We start from the raw sequence: 19,374 nt of genomic DNA, 5'->3' as shown, positions 1-19,374 counted from the left end.
GTCGATTCCACCCCGCGTTAGCGGCGCTTCGACTTCCGGTCGTCCTTGACGTGACCCCGGAAGGTGCGCGTCGGCGAGAACTCGCCGAGCTTGTGGCCGACCATCGACTCGGTGACAAACACCGGAATGTGGGTCTTGCCGTTGTGCACCGCGATCGTGTGGCCGAGCATGGCCGGGATGATCATCGAGCGACGGGACCAGGTCTTGATGACGTTCTTGGAACCGGCTTCGTTCTGGGCGTCCACCTTCTTGATCAGGTGGTCGTCGACGAAGGGCCCCTTCTTGAGACTGCGCGGCATCTAAACCCGCTCCTAGCGCTTCTTGTTCGTCTTGCGGCGGCGGACGATGTACTTGTTCGAAGCCTTCTTCGGCGAACGAGTACGACCCTCCTTCTGACCCCACGGCGAGACCGGGTGGCGACCACCGGAGGTCTTGCCCTCACCACCACCGTGCGGGTGGTCAACCGGGTTCATCGCCACACCGCGAACGGTCGGGCGGACGCCCAGCCAGCGCTTACGGCCGGCCTTGCCCCAGTTGATGTTCGACTGCTCGGCGTTGCCGACCTCGCCGACGGTGGCGCGGCAGCGCACGTCGACCAGGCGGATCTCTCCGGACGGCATGCGCAGGTGGGCCATCTGGCCCTCCTTCGCGAGCAGCTGCACAGAGGCACCGGCGGAGCGGGCGAACTTGGCACCGCCACCGGGACGGAGCTCGATCGCGTGGATCGTGGTACCGACCGGGATGTTGCGGAGGGCCAGGTTGTTGCCCGGCTTGATGTCGGCCCCGGGACCGTTCTCGACGCGGTCGCCCTGCGACAGGTTGCGGGGGGCGAGGATGTAGCGCTTCTCGCCGTCCGCGTAGTGAAGCAGCGCGATGCGCGCGGTGCGGTTGGGGTCGTACTCGATGTGCGCGACCTTCGCCGGCACGCCGTCCTTGTCATGGCGACGGAAGTCGATGACACGGTAGGCGCGCTTGTGTCCACCACCCTGGTGGCGAACGGTCACACGACCGGAATTGTTACGGCCGCCCTTGCTGTGCAGCGGGCGAACCAGCGACTTCTCCGGCGTGGACCGCGTGACCTCGACGAAGTCGGCGACGCTGGAGCCACGACGGCCCGGCGTAGTCGGCTTGTACTTGCGGATTCCCATTTCTCAGTCCTCGTCCGATATTCGGACCAGGGCACTCCGTTAGGAGGCCTGGCCGAAGATGTCGATACGGTCGCCCTCAGCGAGGGTCACGATCGCGCGCTTGCTGTCCGCACGCTTGCCGAAGCCGGTGCGGGTGCGCTTGCGCTTGCCCTGACGGTTGATCGTGTTGACCCCGGTGACCTTGACCGAGAAGACCGCCTGGACGGCCTGCTTGATCTGGGTCTTGTTGGCCCGCGGGTCCACGACGAAGGTGTACTTGCCCTCGTCGAGAAGCGCGTAGCTCTTCTCCGAGACGACCGGCTTGAGGAGCACGTCACGGGGATCCGTGAAGGACTTGCTCAGCGGGGTCTCGACGGTGTTCTTGCCCTCGGTGGCGTGGCGCTTCGCCTTGGCGACGCGCGCGGCCTTGGCGGCCTTGGCCGCCTTGGGCGCAATGCTCGGGTGACGCGTAGCCATCAGGCTTCGCTCCCTTCGGTGTCAGCGTTCCGCTCTGCGGAGGGCGCGCCGGACACGAAGGACTCGAAGGCGGCCTGGGTGAAGACCACGTCGTCCGAGACGAGAACGTCGTACGTGTTCAGCTGGCCCGGCTCCAGGATGTGCACCTGGGGCAGGTTGCGGGCGGAGAGCAGGCCCTGCTCGTCCTCGCGGGAGATGACCAGGAGCACGTTCTTGCGCTCGCTGATCTTGCCCAGCAGGGACTTCGCGGCCTTCGTGGAGATCTCGCCGTCGACCACGCCGGTGACGACGTGGATACGAGCGTTGCGGGCCCGGTCGGTGAGGGCGTGGCGCAGGGCCGCGGCCTTCATCTTCTTCGGGGTCCGCTGCGAGTAGTCACGCGGCTGCGGGCCGTGGACGACGCCACCGCCGGCGAACTGGGGCGCGCGGGTCGAGCCCTGACGGGCGCGGCCGGTGCCCTTCTGGCGGTACGGCTTCTTGCCGCCACCGCGAACCTCGCCACGGGTCTTGGTCTTGTGCGTGCCCTGGCGGGCAGCGGCCAGCTGGGCGACTACGACCTGGTGAAGCAGCGGGATGCTGATCTTCTCGACGTCGAAGATCTCCGCGGGGAGCTCGACCGTCCCGGTCTTGTCGCCTGCCGGCGAAAGGATGTCAACAGTGCTCATCGTTACCTCAGGCCCCCTTGGCCGCAGTGCGGACCAGGACGAGGCCGCCGTTCGGACCGGGAACCGCGCCCTTGATGAGCAGCAGACCCTTCTCCGCGTCAACGGCGTGGACGGTCAGGTTCTGGGTGGTGACCCGCTCGTTGCCCATGCGACCCGCCATGCGGAGGCCCTTGAACACACGGCCCGGGGTGGCGCAGCCACCGATGGAACCGGGAGAGCGGTGCTTGCGCTGGGTGCCGTGACCGGCGCCGAGGCCCTTGAAGTTGTGACGCTTCATGACACCGGCGAAGCCCTTGCCCTTGCTCTTGCCGGTCACGTCCACCTTCACGCCGGCCTCGAAGACCTCGGCGGAGATCTCCTGACCCAGCGTGTACTCGGAGGCGTCCGCGGTGCGGATCTCGACGAGGTGGCGGCGGGGGGTGACGTCGGCCTTGGCGAAGTGACCCTTGAGGGGCTTGTTCACCTTGCGCGGGTCGATCTCGCCGAAGGCGATCTGGACCGCTTCGTAGCCGTCGGAGTCGTTCGTACGGACCTGGGTGACGACGTTGGGGCTGGCCTTGACGACCGTCACGGGAACAACACGGTTGTTCTCGTCCCACACCTGCGTCATGCCGAGCTTCTCGCCCAGGATGCCCTTGATCTGCTTAGCCATTCTCAGATCACCGGCCCCTAGAGCTTGATCTCGATGTCGACACCGGCCGGGAGGTCGAGTCGCATCAGGGAGTCAACGGTCTTGGGCGTCGGGTCGAGGATGTCGATCAGGCGCTTGTGCGTGCGCATCTCGAAGTGCTCGCGCGAGTCCTTGTACTTGTGCGGCGACTTGATGACGCAGTACACGTTCTTCTCAGTGGGCAGCGGCACCGGGCCCGCGACAGACGCACCAGTTCGCGTCACCGTCTCGACGATCTTCTTCGCCGAGCTGTCGATGACCTCGTGGTCGTAGGCCTTGAGCCGGATGCGGATCTTCTGTCCCGCCATGGCTACTCAGTAGTCCTTAGTCTCGTTTAACGCTCTGGAACCCGGGGGTTCGCGTCCCTTGCCTCCGACCCACGCGGTCGGGCGTGTCGCGCTCCTGCTGACAGAGATATCCACGAGTGGATTTTCCCTACCGAGGGACGCGGCTGAGCCCAAAAGACAACCGCAGGACCGGGGGCTGAACACCCACCGGGCGCCTGGTCGGCACCCCGCTGACACTTCCCGGAAGATTCCCGTACGTCCGCCCCAGCGCTGCCTTACGGCAGTTGGAGCGACGAGTACTGTGGGACTCGCTTCCGGTCCTCCCGGCGGGAGGCGCGCAGCATCGGCACTCAACCGAGCAACCCCGACAGTCTGCCATACGGGGCATACGGCTGGCCAATCGAGCCGGAGAGAATACCCCCAGGGTGACGCAGGTCAAACACAGGCTCGCACGGGCGGGCCGGGCGGGCCCTCACCGCGGGGCACCCCCCGGGCTTGAGGCGCCAGGTCTCGCAGCCGTCCTGCACTCGCGACGCGATCGCGGTCGCTCGCGGTCGGCGGGCCTGCCCCCTGCCCGCGTCGTCCGGCTTCTCAGCTCCGGGGCTCGTCGCGTTCGAGTGCGTCGAAGTCGATCGGCCGATAGCCCGGGGCGTAGCCACGCAGGAACACGTCCGCCTCCGTCGGCAGGGGCGGGGTCGCGATCACCGCGTACTCCAGTACGCGCTTGGGGGCGAAGTACTTCCAGAACTCGTACTCCGGCTCCCCCGCCGCGAGATCCGGATACCGGTCCGTGACGCCGAGGCTGTCCAGGAGTTCGGGAAGCGTGGCATCGGCGAGATTCGCCATCGGCTCACGCGGGAGCACGATCCGCTCCACACCGGGGTCGAGACGAGGCTGCTTCCCTTGCGCGATGTCCTCCAACTGGGGCCGGTCCAGCACGTACCAGGGCCCGGCATGCTCCTGCACGAGCCAGCTGTCCCGGGTGTCACTGCGATGGATGGCGCATTCGTCGCCCCGGAAGATCTGCTCGACGTAGCCGAGACCGGGCTGGATCAGCGTCTGGGTCTCGCCGGCCGCCTGATACGTGATCTCCCTTCCGTGTCCTGTCGCGATCTGCGCGAACTCGGCGGCGAACTCCGACCGGGCGGGCGAGGCACGCAGGCAGGAGAAGTGGAGCGACCCGACCACGAACGCGTGGTCCTCCTGCCAGGTCGCCCGCATGAGGCGGTACGAAGGAACACTGCTGGCCCACCCGGGGATGTGCAGGACGAATTCCCCGCAGAAGACACACGAAGCGTGTTCATTACTCATTACAGCTTTCCCTTTCCGCTGCGCGGTTCATGCCAAGGTATGCACATCGGTCATCCCATTCGCACGGGAACGATGAACCCCAATGGATTCACCGGACCACCCTCAGGATATGTCCCCTGCGGCAGCTCGCGGATTCCCGCACCGTCGAAGAATCTCAGATTTCCGTCCCTGCTGACGACCACTTCCATATGATCCGACGCCTTGTATTCCAGGTCCCGCGACATGCTGTTGGGAATTCCCCGCGCCTCTTCTATTCGGTTGGGCGGTCCGGGAATTCGATCCTCCGGGTGCGTATGGGCGATGAAATCGTAATCCTGTCCCCTGAGGTCCCGTGGAATGGAGCTCGTCCGCTCCGTCCCCCGGAAGAGGCGCAGATCTCCCGCCGGATTCTGGATGATGGCGTGCTCGACCCCGTGGAAGCTCTGGAGTTCGGAGAGATGGGAGACGTTCACCTCTCCGGGCCGGATGGGTATGTGCCCGTTCTCCAGCGCCCGGGTGAGCTGCCTGGCCTTCGGGGACAGCGCCCGGTAAGGGATCTGGCCACCCGGCATGCGGGCTCCGCCCTTGAAGACGCCGCTCATACCGCGAACGCCCTCGGCCATGCCCTTGAGCCCGACCTTGAGCCCGTTCATGGTCCGGAGGCCCTTGAGCCCCTTGGCGAGTCCGCCGAGGGTGGTGAGGCCCTTCATTCCGGGTATGCAGTCCAGCGCCGCGAAGGCCACATCCCACAGGGACGCCTGTCCCTTCATGTATTTGTTGAGGGTGTCGGCCAGGACGACGAGAGCGGCGATGAGCACGATGGCGCCGAGAATCGGCCCACCGATAATGAGGGCGATGATCCCGAGGACGGCGACGACGACCTTGCACACGGCGACGATGGTGTCCCAGTTGTCGACGAACCAGTCTCCGACCTCCTCGTACCACTTGCGGTTCTGGATCCCCGCGTCGGACGCCTCGTCCAGCTTGCGCTTCGCCTCGCCCGCGGCCTCCTCACGCATCCGACGGGCGTCGGCGGCCATCTTCTTCGCCGCGTCCAGCGCACTCTGCGCGGAGGTCACATCCGACTGGGCGGTGGTGTGCGCGTCCTTGGCACTCTGCGCATCCCGGGTCGCCGCCCTGACCTTGGCCTCGTCGGGCTTCTCGACGTCCTTACCGCTGGTCGGGTCGTCCTTGTACTTGTCCGCCTCCTTGTTCGCCCGGGTCACCCACGAATCGGCCGACGAGAGCCGGGACTTGGCGGAGGAGAGATCGGATTGAGCCTCGCGCCCCCTGGCGAGGGCCTTGTCGGCCAGCGCCTGCGCGCGTTCGAGCTCCGGCCAGTACGCCGCCAGCGCGTCCCCGGCCAGGTCGTACGACTTCTTGAGCTTCTTCAAGTTCTTCGGGACGCCGGAGAACTCGTCCCGGAACACATCGGCGGTCTTGCCCACCATCGTCAGGACGGCGTCCTCCTCCGCCATCCCCTTGACGAGACGCAGCGCGTCCTGCACATCGTCCGCGAAGTCGTGCAGGCTCTTGGCCAGCGACTTCACCCGGACCGGATCCCCCGGCGTCGGATCCTTCTCCAGATCGAGGACATGCCAGTCCGTCGGCCGATATCCCGCCACGCCTCAACCCCCGTCACAACTGCCCCGTACGAAACCGTACGCAGCAGCGAATTTACTAGGCGTCGGCGTCCCTCGCATGCAAGATCAGTTCGGATCCCGAGGTCAGGCCCGCCAGTCGAGTTGCTGTTCAGGGACTCCGACGGAGCGTCCGTGACTCTGGGCCTCGCGACGGCCGTCGGCCTGACCCCGGGGCGAGGCGGGTGGCCAACTCGGCCCGAGCAACCCACCGCACGCGCCCCACAGCATCCGCGAGGAGTTTCCCCGCCGCTCCCCTTCTGTTTGCCAGGTGTGGCTACCTTCGCCTCGCCCGGTCCGGTACAGGAGAGGCCCATCCATGAGCACCCCGATCCACCGCACCTCGACACGGCAGTCTGCAGCCGGCCTGACGTCGGCCCAGCAGCGTCGGGAAGGGGGCCGGACCGGGAGTATGTCCGCACGCTCGACGGAGCACGCCCTCCTCGCGATGCAGTCCCGCGCCGGCAACCGGGCCACGACCGCGGCGGTGCAGCGCGCCCGGGACACCGCCCGAGACCCCGCCCGGGACACTGAGAGAGACGGCACGGCGGAGAACAGCGGCGCGTCCGCCGGAGCGAAGAAGAAGAACTATCGCGACCGGATCGCCGCGCTCCTCGACAGGTTCAAGAAGAATCTCGAACCCATCGACACCTTCATCAAGGGCTTCCAGACCCCCACCAACGCGGCCTTCACCCAGCAGGCCGCCGTCTCGGCCAATGAGGGCCTCAAGCACTCCACCGCCGCCTCGGGGACCTCCGCGGCGTCGGGGAACCTCCTCACGGAGGCCGCCGGCACCGTGGTCAGTGGCATGGACGCGTACAAGAACATGAAGGACGCCAAGAAGCACGAGACCGGGGCCAACCACCACACGGCGAAGAAGAAGGCCAAGACCAAGGGGGCCGACGCGGTTGTCGGCGCCGCCAATTCGGGAAGCTACAGCGCCGCCATCGCCAAGGAGGTGACCAAGGTCCAGAAGGCGGCGGACGCCGCGGTGGCGTCCGAGGCGAGCGGTATCGCCAGCGCCTCCATCGGCGCGATCAAAGGCATGCGGTCCGCCTTCCGCGTCGGCGGGGCGGCCACCAAGTACCGGCAGATCAAGAAGCTGGGAGACCCCAACGTCGTCCAGGCCGGGTCACTGGCCCGGCTGAACGAGTCGCGGGAGCAGGCCGGCTGGGCCGCCGCGGAGGCCTACGTCGCACTGGACGCCTACTGGGCCCACGACGGCCCGGAACGGCTGGAGCTGGTCTCCGAGGCCATCGACGCCGCCTGGGATGCGATGGGCGAAGCCCGTGACGCCGCCGAGACCCTCCAGCACGCCGAACGAGACGTGGAAAAGCTGAGCACCGTGCAGGGGTACGCGAAGAAGAAGCAGCTCACCAAGATGGGCAAGGAGACGGTCAGCGGCGGGGGCGAGTCCACCAAGGCCGCCGCCGGCATCGTGACGGCGGTCGCGGCGGGAACGGTCGGGCTGGCGAGCAACCCGGTCGGATGGGGCCTCGCCGGGGCCGGGGCCGGCCTCGTCCTCGGCGTCACCATGTACAAGGCGCTCCGCGCCGCCACGAAGCGCTACGAAGAGGTCCACCACCCCGAGCGCTGGGCGCCGAAGGGCGAGACCCCCGCGGAGGCCGCGTCCCGCAAGGAGTCGCTGAAGCATGCCCTGAAGTTCTGGAAGAAGGTGTCGCAGGGCGAACGCCAGGCCATGGCGCGCGAGATCTACGCCCTGGCGGCGGGTCCCGACATCTCCGGGAGCGGCAGCACGACGGCCGAGATGCGGGAGTCCGCCAGATCCCTGCTCATCGCTCTCAAATCAGGCCCCGCCAAGCACAAACTGGAGCCGGAAGCATGGGTCGAGACCCTCAACGACCCGGCGAGGACCGGCGCTTGGATCCAGGAGATAGCGGAACAACTGGCCTCGGGGTGACCGGCCCCGTTCCACTGGGCCGCCGACAGGCACGCCACGAATGACGACCATGCCACCAGACAGGCCACCAGACCGTCTACGGCGAGGACGTCACCATCGGCGACCGGACGATCTCGACGGAAGACCTGCCGCGCTACGCGAACAAGAGCGAAGCCAAGTAGCGCGGCCGACACCGGCCCGGGTCAACGCCCCTCCGCCAACCCCTCCCGCACAGCTCCATAAGCCGGCTTCCGTCCGAAGTCCTCTCCCAGCAACGTCGCCGCCCCCTGCCCCGCGAAAACCCCCGGCACCCACGAGTACTTGTCCGTGAACCCCCACACGGTGAAGGACTTGCAGCTCCGCGCCCCCAGGCAGGCGTCCAGCAGCCCCCTGAAGTACGTCGCCTGCGTGGCGAGCTTCTCCGCGTCCGCGGGCAGGATCATCCGTACGTCCACCTCGGTGAAGGCGGTCTGCATCCCCAGCCGCTCGAACCGTGCGAGGTTCCCCGCCACATCCCCCGGGAAGCCGTACTGGATCGCCAGATGCCCCTGGATCCCGAAGCCCTGCACGGGAACGTCCTCCGCCCGAAGCCGCTTCGCCAGTTCGTAGTAGGCAGTCGACTTCGCGTTGACGCCCTCCACGTTGTAGTCGTTCAGGAAGAGCTTCGCCTTCGGGTCAGCGGCGTGCGCCCAGCGGAAGGCGTCGGCGATGTACGACGGTCCGAGCTTCTGCAGCCAGATCGAGTTCCGCAGCGAGCCGTCCTCCTCGAAGACCTCGTTCACCACGTCCCACTGCTGGATCCTGCCCTTGTACCGCTTGACCTCCGTGGTGACGTGCTTCCGGAGGATCCCGCGGAGCTCCCCCGCTCCGATCGAACCGTCCGCCACCCCCGCCGTCAGCCACCCCGGCAACTGGCTGTGCCACACCAGCGTGTGGCCGCGCACGACCTGCCCCCGATCACGCGCGAAGCGCACCAACGCATCCGCCCCCGACCAGTCGTACGTCCCCCGCGCCGGCTCGACGACCTCCCACTTCATGACGTTCTCGGCGGTGACGGAGTTGAACTCACGCCCGGTCGTCCGCCGATACGTCGTGTCCTCGCCCAGCGCCGCCATGTCCACGGCCGTACCGATCCGCAGGTCGGCGCGTTCGGCGAGCGCCCGCAGCGGCGCCTTCCCGCCCTGCGGGGCCTCGTGCGCCGCAGCCGTCTGGACACCTGTGAAGCCCGTGACCAGCAACGTCACGCCGAGCAGCCCGACAACAGACATACGGAAGTTCTTCATGCGCGATCCCTCCAATGAATACGGCTCAACGAGTACGGCTCAGCGAACGCGGTTCAACGAACGCGGCCCAACGGACACCGCTCAGCGCACGCGGTAGCTCTCCAGCGGCCCCAGATACGTCGGCGTCAACCCACCCGTATCGATCACCAGCCGCTGCACCACCACCGTCGGATCGACCATCCAGAACTTCAGCCGGTGCACCCCGGCAGCCCCGATCATGTGGCGCGTAGCCGTGCGATTGACGTTGTCCGATGTGTTGCGGGCCCACTCGATGTCCATCAGACCGTCATCGGCGCCCGTGGCCGCATGGATGTCGACGATCTGCGGGGCGTCCCCGTCGAACGAGATCCCGTACTTCAGCCCACCCGTCGGCAAGGTCGGGTTCCGCGGAGACAGGTACGCCCACACCGTGACCTCACCCTCGGACAGCAGGCTCACCTCGTACTCCAGCCGCGGAGACGAGCCCCCCGGCGTCCGCCGCGGAGCCGTCACCGGCCACGGCGTCACCCCCGCCCCCGTACGCCCGATCCCGTCGATCCTCCGCCACGCCCCCACCGAACGCGCGAAGTGCTCGGCATCGACGGCCACGTACCCACCCGCCTCGACGAACCCCCGAAGCCCTCGCGCATCCCGCGCCCCCCACAGCCCGCCCGCCGACGGAGACTCGGCAACCACCCCGACCGTCACCACCGCATCCGCCCCCTCCACGCTCACCGACGCCTCCGTACGCCCCCGCGGAGCCCGGTCCCAGTCCACCGTCAGCACCACCCGCACCTGCTTCTCGACCCGACCCCGCGGACAGTCGACCCCGATCCACGGCACCGACGGCGTGATCCGGAAGTCGAAGGCCGTACGCCCCCGGTTGAAGACCTCGATGTACTGGTCGGGCCGGGTCTGATACGGGCTGAACACAGGCAGCACGGCCTCACCAGAGGCATGCGAACCGGGCCACCACTCCCCTCCTCCGCCCCATCCACCGCCACCCCCATCTCAGCCCCCACCGGCACCCCCACCCGCTTCACCGCCGGAAAGATCTCATCCGGCAACGCGACGTTGTCCCGCTCGGGCTGCTGCCACGGCGCGTTCGGCCCGTACCGCTCCACATCCCCGTACCCGATGTGCGGCTGCGTCTGGAAACCACGCCATTTGCCGCCCGCCACCCGGGAGTTGAAGCGCTCGGCCAGGGCGAAGTCCCGCGCCAGTCCGGCCTCCGCCTCGGCCGCCAGGTCATTCGTCGCGGCCCGCCCCTGCCGCGCGTACAGCAGGTTGGTGAACTCCGCTTTCCGCAACCCGTACAGGTTGGCCGTCGCCGCCACCGCGTACCCGACGAGCTCGAACCACGCGTCCTGGTCCGCGGCCGGCAACCGGCGGCCGATGCGCTCCGCGTCCTTCCCCAGCCGCCGCCACTCCTCCGTCACCCGCTCCAGCTCACGGTGACCGAAGTGGAAAGGCGTCTGCTGGTCGTCGTGCACGACCTTCCCGTCCACCAGCGTGATCCGGCGGTTCAACAGCTCCGGCTTCCGCCGCGACTGGAGCTGCGCATACCTCGCCAGCACCGACGCGATCCCGGAAGCAGACCCCTCACCGAAGTTCTGCCGCGCATACCCCCGCTCCCACTCCCCCAGCCTCTCCAGCGGCCAACGTCCCGGATCCCAGGCGTAGTTGAGGAAGAACTCGGTCGGCAGCTCGTTCCCCTTCAAGTCGCCGACGTTCGTGACCCACAGCTCCCGGTTCCCGTACTCGACCGCTTGGTGGAGCTGGTCCCACATGTTCGGCAGCGAAGTGGTGTCCACCCACTTGTAGTTGCGGCCGACGCCGACGTAGTCGAAGTGGTAGTAGAGCCCGTACCCGCCGCCACGGACCGCCTCCGCCGGATCCGGATGCTTGCGGATGTTGCCCCAGTTGTCGTCGGTCAGCACGACGGTCACGTCGTCCGGCGCCCGGAGCCCGCGGTCCCAGTACCGCTGGACCTCCTTGTAGAGCGTCCACACCTGTGGGGTCTCGGCGGCCGCGCGGCCTGTGACGTCCTCGATGATCGACCTCTGCGTCGCGATGATCTCCCGCATCAGCTCGATGCCGTCACCATCAGGGAGGCTCGTGTCGCCGTTCCCCCGCATCCCCAGCGTGACGACACCCTCGAAGTCCTGGTCGACCATGCGCCGCACGCCTTCGCGCCAATACGCCTTGACCGCCTCGGAGTTGCGCCGGAACGACCACTCCCCGGTGCCGCCGTAGGGATCCCGACCCGGCGTCACGATGTTCCCCGCGCTGTCGCGCACAGCCGGCACCGCATGCCGGTTCCACTCCTCGATGCCCCGCATCATCGGCGCCTCATGAGACGTGCCCATGACAATCCCGTACGCCTTCGCCCTCGCGTGATTCTCAGGGTCGTCCTCGGCGAAGGCCCGCCCCCACACCGCCGGCCACAGATAGTTCGCCTTCAGCCGCAGCAGCACCTCGAAGACCTTGGCGTAGAAGTCCGCGTTGAAGCCGCCGGGATGGCCGGGCGCCTTCCCCGGCCCGAAGAACGCGGGCGCCCACGTCCCCAGCGCCGGGTTCTCGTCGTTGATGAAGACCCCGCGGTACTTCACCGCCGGCGTTCCCTGGCTGTACCGCCCCGGCAGCACGTACACCTCGCTCCGCCGCACCGGCCGCACGTCGTCCCACCAGTACCAGGGCGAGACCCCGATCCCGTACGAGACGTCGTACGCCCCGAAGATCGTGCCGCGCGGATCACTGCCCGCGACGACGAAGGCCCGCTCCACCCCCGGCATCGGCCGCTCGACCACGGTCTGCAGGGAGGTCTCCCACCTGCCCCGGATCCCGCGGACGTCGAGTTTCCCGGCCGCGATCAGCCCGTCGATCAGCGGACTGCGCCCGATCGTCCCGACGAGGACGACCTCCCGCGCCACCGTCGAACCCGGCCGCACCCCCGTGACCCGCTCGATGTCGTCCCGCAGATCCCCTGCCACCCGTACGACTCCGGGGTGGTCGTCAGGGCTGACCACCACCGCCACCCCGACCAGCGAAAACCCGCCCGCCACCGGCGAGAAGGACAGATACGCCCCCGAGTCCCCCACCCGCAGACCCCCACCCCCGTCGTCGGCCCACGCACTCCCGGCCCCCATCGACAGCACCGGCACAGCCCCGATCCCGGCCCCGAGCACACCCCTACGACTGACGCACCCAGACATGCCACACCCCTCGATCCCCTATTTGGTCAGCGGCATGACAAATGGTGAAGGGAGTGCAGCGAGGGGACAACGGGTCGAACGCGCCGAATAGTTTCGAAGATGGGAAGGCCCGAGAGCCCGTACGACCTCGGTCGTACGGGCCCGCCCGGCTAGTCCTCCCCCACAAGCCCTTCGAAGGGCACTTCCTTGCAGGGCTTGATCCGTCCCTCGACCACGTACATGCTCCAGGCGGGGCTGACGTCGTCCTTCACCCTCTCCGGCTCCTCGAAGGCCAGGGTGTCGCCGGGGTGCAGGGTGTACGTCAAGGGTTCACTCCAGATGCCCTTCTCCACGTCGTAGCTCCTCGTGCGCGGAGGCGGCAGCTCACCGCGCGGCTGCTCACAGACGTAGCCGCTTCTGGGCTTGTCGACACTGACGAAGATGCCCTCCGCACGCAGCCGCTCGGTCAGCGCCGTCTTCTCGTCCCAACTCAGGGCGATCTCGTCGAGGGTGAGGGTGACACTGCCGTCCTCGTGCCGCTCGACGGCGTACGCCTGCGCCCCGCCCGTCGACGCCGGCAGCGCCACCACGCCCCCCACCGCGGCGACACACGCCGCGAGGGCGACCAGCGCCCGGCGAGTGGTGATCGTGCGGCGGATCACCGGCTCCGGCTCCGGCGGGTCCTCGGCCCTGAGAGCGATCTCCCGCTGGAGTTCGCTCAGCAGCCGGTCCTCGAAGGTCTTCGTCGTCCTGGTGCTCATGCCTCTCCCCCTGCATACGTGAGTGCTGCCTGCTGCCCGCCGGCTCCGGCCGCCGCCGAGCGCAGCGACCTGCGCGCCCGATGCAGCCGCACCCGGGCGGTGACCTTGCGTATGCCCAGCGCCACGGCGGCCTCGGTGACGCTCAGCTGGTCGACGGCGACGAGTTCGATCACCGCACGCTCGCCGTCGGGGAGCCTGACCAGGGCGGCCAGCGCGCGACGCCCGGCCTCCTCGGCGTCGAGCTTCTCCTCCAGCCGGTCGATGTCGTCGCCTTCCAGCAGCCGGCGGCCGGCGATACGGCCGCCGAGCACGTTCTGCCGTGCGCTCCTTCGGGCTTCCGCGGCCACCACGTTGCGCGCGATGCCGTACAGCCAGGCCGTCTCGCTCCCGAGGTCTGGGCGGTAGGCACGGGCGGAGTCGATCACCGCCAGGAAGGTCTCGGCGGTGAGATCGGCGACGGTGTGCGGGTCGGTGACCCGCCGGGCCATGAAGCGGGTGACGGTGTCGACATGGCGGCGATAGAAGACCTCGAAGGCGGCCGGGTCGTACAGCTCTCCCGGTGGACCGCCCCGGCTTTTGCTGTCGGATGCCAAGGTGTGAACCTCCCGTTGTCCGTCCTGCTGTCACTACTACTTGGAACGGGCGGTCGAATGCGTTACAGGACGGCCCCGGCGGTTCTGACAGAAAAGCAAAGGGGCCCGCACGACCGAAGTCGTGCGGGCCCCTTCAAGGAGCTCAGCGATGCTGGAGCTACCAGGCGTTCAAGCCCAACAGGTAAGCGAGGCCTACTTGTTGATCTTGGTGACCTGGCCGGCGCCCACGGTCCGGCCACCCTCACGGATGGCGAACTTCAGGCCCTCCTCCATGGCGACGGGCTGGATGAGCTCAACGGTCATCTCAGTGTTGTCGCCCGGCATGACCATCTCGGTGCCCTCGGGGAGGGTCACCACACCAGTCACGTCCGTCGTGCGGAAGTAGAACTGGGGACGGTAGTTGTTGAAGAACGGCGTGTGACGGCCACCCTCGTCCTTGGACAGGATGTACGCCTGGGCCTCGAACTCCGTGTGCGGGGTGACCGAGCCGGGCTTGATGATGACCTGGCCGCGCTCGACGTCCTCGCGCTTGATGCCACGAAGCAGCAGACCGACGTTCTCACCGGCCTGGCCCTCGTCGAGCAGCTTGCGGAACATCTCGATGCCCGTGACCGTGGTGGTGGTCTTCTCGGTCTTGATGCCGACGATGTCGACGGTCTCGTTGACCTTGAGGACACCACGCTCGATACGACCGGTGACGACGGTGCCACGACCGGTGATCGTGAAGACGTCCTCGATCGGCATGAGGAACGGCTTGTCGACGTCACGCTCGGGCTGCGGGATCGACTCGTCGACGGCCTTCATCAGGTCGAGGACGGACTGGCCCCACTCCTTGTCGCCCTCAAGGGCCTTGAGCGCCGAGACCTTGACGACCGGAAGGTCGTCGCCCGGGAACTCGTACTCGGAGAGCAGCTCACGGACCTCGAGCTCGACGAGCTCCAGGATCTCCTCGTCGTCCACCATGTCGGCCTTGTTCAGCGCGACAACGATGTACGGAACGCCGACCTGGCGGGCCAGGAGCACGTGCTCCTTGGTCTGCGGCATCGGGCCGTCGGTGGCGGCGACCACGAGGATGGCGCCGTCCATCTGGGCAGCACCGGTGATCATGTTCTTGATGTAGTCCGCGTGACCCGGGCAGTCGACGTGCGCGTAGTGACGCGTCTCCGTCTGGTACTCGACGTGCGCGATGGAGATCGTGATACCGCGCTGGCGCTCCTCAGGAGCCTTGTCGATCTGGTCGAAGGCCGAGGCCTCGTTCAGGTCCGGGTACGCGTCATGCAGCACCTTGGTAATGGCGGCCGTGAGGGTCGTCTTACCGTGGTCGATGTGACCGATGGTGCCGATGTTGACGTGCGGCTTAGTCCGCTCGAACTTCGCCTTCGCCACTGGGTCCTCCTGTGGAGTGGTTCTGGTACGCCTTACTCATCGGCGCCAGGGTGATCTTTGCTGGGATGCCGCCCGCCGGGATTTCCGTTTCCGGATGAATCCCGTCGGTCGGTGTCAAGCCTAAAGCGTGCAAACGGTGTGCGTTACTCGCCCTTGGCCTTCGCGATGATCTCCTCGGCGACGTTCCGGGGAACCTCGGCGTAGGAGTCGAACTGCATCGAGTAGCTTGCGCGACCCGAGGTCTTGCTGCGGAGGTCGCCGACGTAGCCGAACATCTCCGAGAGGGGCACGAGGCCCTTCACGACGCGGGCACCGGCACGCTCCTCCATGGCCTGGATCTGGCCACGGCGGGAGTTGATGTCACCGATGACGTCACCCATGTAGTCCTCGGGCGTGGTGACCTCGACGGCCATCATCGGCTCGAGCAGCACGGGGCTGGCCTTGCGGGCGGCCTCCTTGAAGGCCTGCGAACCGGCGATCTTGAACGCCAGCTCGGAGGAGTCGACCTCGTGGTAGGCACCGTCGAGAAGCGTGACGCGGACGCCCGTCATCTCGTAACCGGCGAGGATGCCGAACTGCATGGCCTCCTGCGCACCGGCGTCCACCGACGGGATGTACTCCCGCGGGATACGGCCACCGGTGACCTTGTTCACGAACTCGTACGAGGCGTCGCCGTCCACGATCGGCTCGATCGCGATCTGCACCTTGGCGAACTGACCCGTACCACCGGTCTGCTTCTTGTGGGTGTAGTCCACGCGCTCGACGGCCTTGCGGATCGTCTCACGGTACGCGACCTGCGGCTTACCGACGTTGGCCTCGACCTTGAACTCACGGCGCATACGGTCGACCAGCACCTCGAGGTGCAGCTCGCCCATACCACCGATGATGGTCTGGCCGGTCTCCTCGTCCGAGTGAACCTGGAAGGAGGGGTCCTCCTCCGCGAGACGCTGGATGGCTACACCCAGCTTCTCCTGGTCACCCTTGGACTTGGGCTCGATGGCGACCTGGATGACCGGCGCCGGGAAGTCCATGGACTCCAGGATGACCGGGTGCTTGTCGTCACTGAGCGTCTCACCGGTGGTGGTCTGCTTCAGGCCCATCACGGCGACAATGTCGCCGGCGCCCACCGCCTCGATCTCCTCACGCTTGTTCGCGTGCATGCGGTAGATCTTGCCGATGCGCTCCTTCTTGCCCTTGACGGAGTTCAGCACGGCGGTGCCGGACACCAGGCGGCCCGAGTAGACCCGGACGAAGGTGAGCTTGCCCAGGTGCGGGTCGCTCATGATCTTGAACGCGAGGGCGGACAGCGGCTCGTCCACGGACGGCTTGCGCTGGATGACGACCTCGGGGTCCTTCACGTCGTGGCCCTCGATGGCCTCGACGTCAAGCGGGGTCGGCAGGTAGCGCACGACCGCGTCGAGCAGGGGCTGAACGCCCTTGTTCTTGAACGCGGTGCCACAGAACACCGGGGTGACCGTGGTGCCCTCGGACTTGCCGGACGCGATGGTGATGCGACGGATCGCGGCGTACAGCTGCTCCACGGAAGGCTCCTTGCCCTCCAGGTACAGCTCCATGATCTCGTCGTCGTTCTCGGCGACCGTCTCGACGAGCTTGCCGCGGTACTCCTCGGCAGCCTCGGTGTGGGTGGCCGGGATGTCGACGACGTCGTACATCTCGCCCTTCTCCGCCTCGGCGGACCACACGAGAGCCTTCATGGTGACGAGGTCGACGACACCCTTGAAGTCGGCCTCGGCACCGATCGGGAGCTGCATGACGATCGGCTGCGCGCCGAGGCGGCCGCTGATCATGTCGACGCAGCGGTGGAACTCCGCGCCGGTCCGGTCGAGCTTGTTGACGAAGCAGATGCGCGGCACGCCGTAACGGTCGGCCTGACGCCACACCGTCTCGGACTGCGGCTCGACACCCGCGACACCGTCGAACACGGTGACGGCACCGTCGAGGACGCGGAGCGAACGCTCCACCTCGACCGTGAAGTCGACGTGACCCGGGGTGTCGATGATGTTGATCGTGTAGTCGTTGTCCTCAAGCGGCCAATGACAGGTGGTAGCAGCAGAGGTGATCGTGATGCCACGCTCCTGCTCCTGCTCCATCCAGTCCATGGTGGCAGCGCCGTCGTGGACTTCACCGATCTTGTAGCTGACGCCGGTGTAGAAGAGGATCCGCTCGGTGGTGGTCGTCTTACCCGCGTCGATGTGGGCCATGATCCCGATGTTGCGGACCCTGGCCAGGTCAAGTGAAGTGGTAGCCATAAGGCTTCGGTCTTCTCTCGGTCTCGATGGGGGTAGCGACTACCAGCGGTAGTGCGCGAAGGCCTTGTTGGACTCGGCCATCTTGTGGGTGTCCTCGCGCTTCTTCACAGCGGCACCGAGGCCGTTGGAGGCGTCGAGAAGCTCGTTGAGCAGACGCTCGGTCATGGTCTTCTCGCGACGGGCGCGGGAGTAACCGACCAGCCAGCGCAGCGCCAGGGTGCTCGCGCGGCCGGGCTTGACCTCGACCGGCACCTGGTAGGTGGCGCCACCGACACGGCGGGACTTGACCTCGAGGGTCGGCTTGATGTTCTCAAGAGCGCGCTTGAGCGTGATGACCGGGTCGTTGCCGGTCTTCTCGCGCAGGCCCTCCATGGCGCCGTAGACGATGCGCTCGGCGGTGGAGCGCTTGCCGTTCAGCAGCACCTTGTTGATGAGCGACGTGACAAGAGGAGAACCGTAGACCGGGTCGATGATGACCGGGCGCTTCGGGGCGGGGCCCTTACGAGGCATTTCTACTTCTCCTTCTTGGCGCCGTAGCGGCTGCGGGCCTGCTTGCGGTTCTTGACACCCTGGGTGTCCAGGGAACCTCGGATGATCTTGTAGCGAACACCCGGCAGGTCCTTCACACGGCCACCACGCACGAGCACGATGGAGTGCTCCTGCAGGTTGTGTCCCTCACCCGGAATGTAAGCGGTGACTTCGATCCCGCTGGTCAGACGCACACGCGCGACCTTACGCAGGGCCGAGTTCGGCTTCTTCGGGGTGGTCGTGAACACACGCGTGCAGACGCCGCGACGCTGGGGCGAACCCTCGAGTGCGGGCGTCTTGTTCTTCTCGACCTTGTCCTGCCGGCCCTTCCGGACCAGCTGCTGGATCGTAGGCACTACTTCTCCGGTTTCTGTGTGCCGAATGGTGAAGCTAACCTGGAACATCGCCGACCCACGCGGTCGGGTGTGTCGAATCCTGCAGACTCTCGCCGTGAAGCGAGAAGAGCGCAGATTTACGGTGGCCGCTTACGACTCCCCTTGCGGTTTGAAGGCACGCACGGGAGCCAGGGCACACCCCAGGCACAAGGTCTGAGCGTACCTACCTCATACGCTGCGGTCAAAACAAATGGGCCGCACTAACATCTCTGAGCCGACCATGCCAACCCGCCACGCCGTCCGTGATCTTCATCCGGTCGTCAGTGCGGCGATGAGCAGCAGCGTCACCACAAGGGTCCAGCTGGCCGTGGCCAGCCATCCGATGACCAGTCCGGTGAGCGCGAGACCGTCACCGCTCTCGCCTCTGCGACGGATCTCGGAGCGCGCGGAATGGCCGAGAATCACCGCGGGAAGACCGGTGAGCCCGAAGGTCACCAGACACAGCCCACCGCAGATCGCCGACCCGATCGCCTTCTCGTTCGTCTTCGGCACCGGAAGGGGCAGGAACGTCCGTGGCACGGCCCCTACGGCCGCCGGCAGCGGAACGGGCCCCTGGGGCAGGTCGGCCACCAGAAGGGCCAGCTCGCCCACCGTACGGGCCGCGTAGGCCCGCGCCACCCGCTTCTCGAACTCGGCCTGCTCCATACGCCCCTCGCCGAAGCCGGCTCTGAGCACATCGACGGCCCGCTCCCGGTCGGAGTGCGAGGCGAGCATGGCATGCGCGGTGTCCCCGTACCCGGGCTGCGGAGGACCCCCCTGCCCGTACCAGACCGGCGGCTGACCCCCCTGCCCACGCCAGGACGGCACACCACCCGACCCCTGCCGGGCCTGCGCGTCCTTCGGCCCCTCCCCCGGCTGCCACGACGGATACGACACGGGAGCACCTCCCCCCGAAAGACTGGGCTTCCATCATGCTCCAACGCGGCATT

General features: G+C 67.3%; 16 protein-coding genes and 2 pseudogenes. 1 reads left to right on the top strand and 17 read right to left on the bottom strand.

Annotation, left to right across the window (positions count from 1 at the left end; genetic code table 11):
- Window positions 1-17 precede the first annotated feature (17 nt).
- The 8 genes and pseudogenes from rpsS to JEQ17_RS27870 all read right to left on the bottom strand — a co-directional run.
- Window positions 18-299 carry a 30S ribosomal protein S19 gene (rpsS, locus tag JEQ17_RS27905; RefSeq protein WP_010986346.1) on the bottom strand — a complete coding sequence of 94 codons (282 nt, stop codon included), beginning with the start codon at window positions 297-299 and terminating at the stop codon, window positions 18-20.
- Between the two features lie 12 nt (window positions 300-311).
- Window positions 312-1,148 carry a 50S ribosomal protein L2 gene (gene rplB / locus JEQ17_RS27900; protein ID WP_055614926.1) on the bottom strand — a complete coding sequence of 279 codons (837 nt, stop codon included), beginning with the start codon at window positions 1,146-1,148 and terminating at the stop codon, window positions 312-314.
- Window positions 1,149-1,187: 39 nt separating this feature from the next.
- Complete coding sequence (gene rplW, locus JEQ17_RS27895) at window positions 1,188-1,604, bottom strand: 50S ribosomal protein L23 (RefSeq protein WP_055614927.1); 417 nt, start codon at window positions 1,602-1,604, stop codon at window positions 1,188-1,190.
- A complete protein-coding gene (rplD, locus tag JEQ17_RS27890) occupies window positions 1,604-2,269 on the bottom strand; it encodes a 50S ribosomal protein L4 (RefSeq protein ID WP_200397750.1) in 666 nt (221 codons plus the stop codon). The genes rplW and rplD overlap by 1 nt, the downstream gene beginning before the upstream one ends.
- 7 nt (window positions 2,270-2,276) lie before the next feature.
- Window positions 2,277-2,921 (bottom strand): 50S ribosomal protein L3, encoded by a 645-nt coding sequence (rplC, locus tag JEQ17_RS27885; protein ID WP_055614929.1) that lies wholly within the window; start codon window positions 2,919-2,921, stop codon window positions 2,277-2,279.
- A 17-nt stretch (window positions 2,922-2,938) separates the two neighbouring features.
- Entirely contained in the window at window positions 2,939-3,247 is a 309-nt protein-coding gene (gene rpsJ / locus JEQ17_RS27880) for a 30S ribosomal protein S10 (protein WP_003948644.1), read from the bottom strand.
- Window positions 3,248-3,817: 570 nt separating this feature from the next.
- Window positions 3,818-4,537, bottom strand: a complete 720-nt coding sequence (locus JEQ17_RS27875) for a hypothetical protein (RefSeq protein ID WP_200397749.1) — start codon at window positions 4,535-4,537, stop codon at window positions 3,818-3,820.
- Window positions 4,538-5,094: 557 nt separating this feature from the next.
- Window positions 5,095-6,141: pseudogene (locus JEQ17_RS27870) on the bottom strand (putative T7SS-secreted protein); the annotation flags it as partial.
- A gap of 334 nt (window positions 6,142-6,475) precedes the next feature.
- Here JEQ17_RS27870 and JEQ17_RS27865 point away from each other — a divergent pair.
- The gene (locus JEQ17_RS27865) at window positions 6,476-8,077 is read left to right on the top strand and encodes a hypothetical protein (protein WP_200397747.1); all 1,602 of its coding nucleotides are present in this window, start codon (window positions 6,476-6,478) and stop codon (window positions 8,075-8,077) included.
- A 182-nt stretch (window positions 8,078-8,259) separates the two neighbouring features.
- On the opposite strand, the gene JEQ17_RS27860 is transcribed toward JEQ17_RS27865, so the two are convergent.
- The 9 genes and pseudogenes from JEQ17_RS27860 to JEQ17_RS27820 form a co-directional block, all read right to left on the bottom strand.
- Window positions 8,260-9,339 carry an endo-1,4-beta-xylanase gene (locus JEQ17_RS27860; RefSeq protein ID WP_200397746.1) on the bottom strand — a complete coding sequence of 360 codons (1,080 nt, stop codon included), beginning with the start codon at window positions 9,337-9,339 and terminating at the stop codon, window positions 8,260-8,262.
- A gap of 81 nt (window positions 9,340-9,420) precedes the next feature.
- Window positions 9,421-12,533: pseudogene (locus JEQ17_RS27855) on the bottom strand (glycosyl hydrolase 115 family protein).
- A 149-nt stretch (window positions 12,534-12,682) separates the two neighbouring features.
- On the bottom strand, window positions 12,683-13,273 hold the full coding sequence (locus JEQ17_RS27850; RefSeq protein ID WP_200397745.1) for a hypothetical protein: 591 nt from the start codon (window positions 13,271-13,273) through the stop codon (window positions 12,683-12,685).
- Complete coding sequence (locus JEQ17_RS27845; RefSeq protein WP_200397744.1) at window positions 13,270-13,866, bottom strand: RNA polymerase sigma factor; 597 nt, start codon at window positions 13,864-13,866, stop codon at window positions 13,270-13,272. The genes JEQ17_RS27850 and JEQ17_RS27845 overlap by 4 nt, the downstream gene beginning before the upstream one ends.
- A gap of 192 nt (window positions 13,867-14,058) precedes the next feature.
- A complete protein-coding gene (tuf, locus tag JEQ17_RS27840; protein WP_055610510.1) occupies window positions 14,059-15,252 on the bottom strand; it encodes an elongation factor Tu in 1,194 nt (397 codons plus the stop codon).
- A gap of 143 nt (window positions 15,253-15,395) precedes the next feature.
- Window positions 15,396-17,522 (bottom strand): elongation factor G, encoded by a 2,127-nt coding sequence (gene fusA / locus JEQ17_RS27835; protein ID WP_143642861.1) that lies wholly within the window; start codon window positions 17,520-17,522, stop codon window positions 15,396-15,398.
- Between the two features lie 39 nt (window positions 17,523-17,561).
- On the bottom strand, window positions 17,562-18,032 hold the full coding sequence (rpsG, locus tag JEQ17_RS27830) for a 30S ribosomal protein S7 (protein ID WP_030345396.1): 471 nt from the start codon (window positions 18,030-18,032) through the stop codon (window positions 17,562-17,564).
- Between the two features lie 2 nt (window positions 18,033-18,034).
- On the bottom strand, window positions 18,035-18,406 hold the full coding sequence (gene rpsL, locus JEQ17_RS27825; RefSeq protein WP_003948652.1) for a 30S ribosomal protein S12: 372 nt from the start codon (window positions 18,404-18,406) through the stop codon (window positions 18,035-18,037).
- Window positions 18,407-18,694: 288 nt separating this feature from the next.
- A complete protein-coding gene (locus JEQ17_RS27820; protein WP_383394107.1) occupies window positions 18,695-19,321 on the bottom strand; it encodes a DUF1707 and DUF4190 domain-containing protein in 627 nt (208 codons plus the stop codon).
- Window positions 19,322-19,374 lie beyond the last annotated feature (53 nt).

The organism is Streptomyces liliifuscus (assembly GCF_016598615.1).
In the GTDB taxonomy this organism is placed as follows: Bacteria; Actinomycetota; Actinomycetes; order Streptomycetales; family Streptomycetaceae; genus Streptomyces; species Streptomyces liliifuscus.
The sequence above is the reverse complement of the archived record's forward strand: the minus strand, read 5'-3'. Positions and strand labels throughout refer to the sequence as shown.

Excerpts from the sequence above, each read along its gene's own strand:
- JEQ17_RS27875 (WP_200397749.1), bottom strand. The coding sequence starts at position 4,537 with ATGAGTAATGAACACGCTTCGTGTGTCTTCTGCGGGGAATTCGTCCTG.
- JEQ17_RS27850 (WP_200397745.1), bottom strand. The coding sequence starts at position 13,273 with ATGAGCACCAGGACGACGAAGACCTTCGAGGACCGGCTGCTGAGCGAA.
- rplB (WP_055614926.1), bottom strand. The coding sequence starts at position 1,148 with ATGGGAATCCGCAAGTACAAGCCGACTACGCCGGGCCGTCGTGGCTCC.
- rplW (WP_055614927.1), bottom strand. The coding sequence starts at position 1,604 with ATGGCTACGCGTCACCCGAGCATTGCGCCCAAGGCGGCCAAGGCCGCC.
- rplC (WP_055614929.1), bottom strand. The coding sequence starts at position 2,921 with ATGGCTAAGCAGATCAAGGGCATCCTGGGCGAGAAGCTCGGCATGACG.
- JEQ17_RS27865 (WP_200397747.1), top strand. The coding sequence starts at position 6,476 with ATGAGCACCCCGATCCACCGCACCTCGACACGGCAGTCTGCAGCCGGC.
- rpsS (WP_010986346.1), bottom strand. The coding sequence starts at position 299 with ATGCCGCGCAGTCTCAAGAAGGGGCCCTTCGTCGACGACCACCTGATC.
- rpsG (WP_030345396.1), bottom strand. The coding sequence starts at position 18,032 with ATGCCTCGTAAGGGCCCCGCCCCGAAGCGCCCGGTCATCATCGACCCG.
- rpsJ (WP_003948644.1), bottom strand. The coding sequence starts at position 3,247 with ATGGCGGGACAGAAGATCCGCATCCGGCTCAAGGCCTACGACCACGAG.
- rplD (WP_200397750.1), bottom strand. The coding sequence starts at position 2,269 with ATGAGCACTGTTGACATCCTTTCGCCGGCAGGCGACAAGACCGGGACG.
- JEQ17_RS27860 (WP_200397746.1), bottom strand. The coding sequence starts at position 9,339 with ATGAAGAACTTCCGTATGTCTGTTGTCGGGCTGCTCGGCGTGACGTTG.
- fusA (WP_143642861.1), bottom strand. The coding sequence starts at position 17,522 with ATGGCTACCACTTCACTTGACCTGGCCAGGGTCCGCAACATCGGGATC.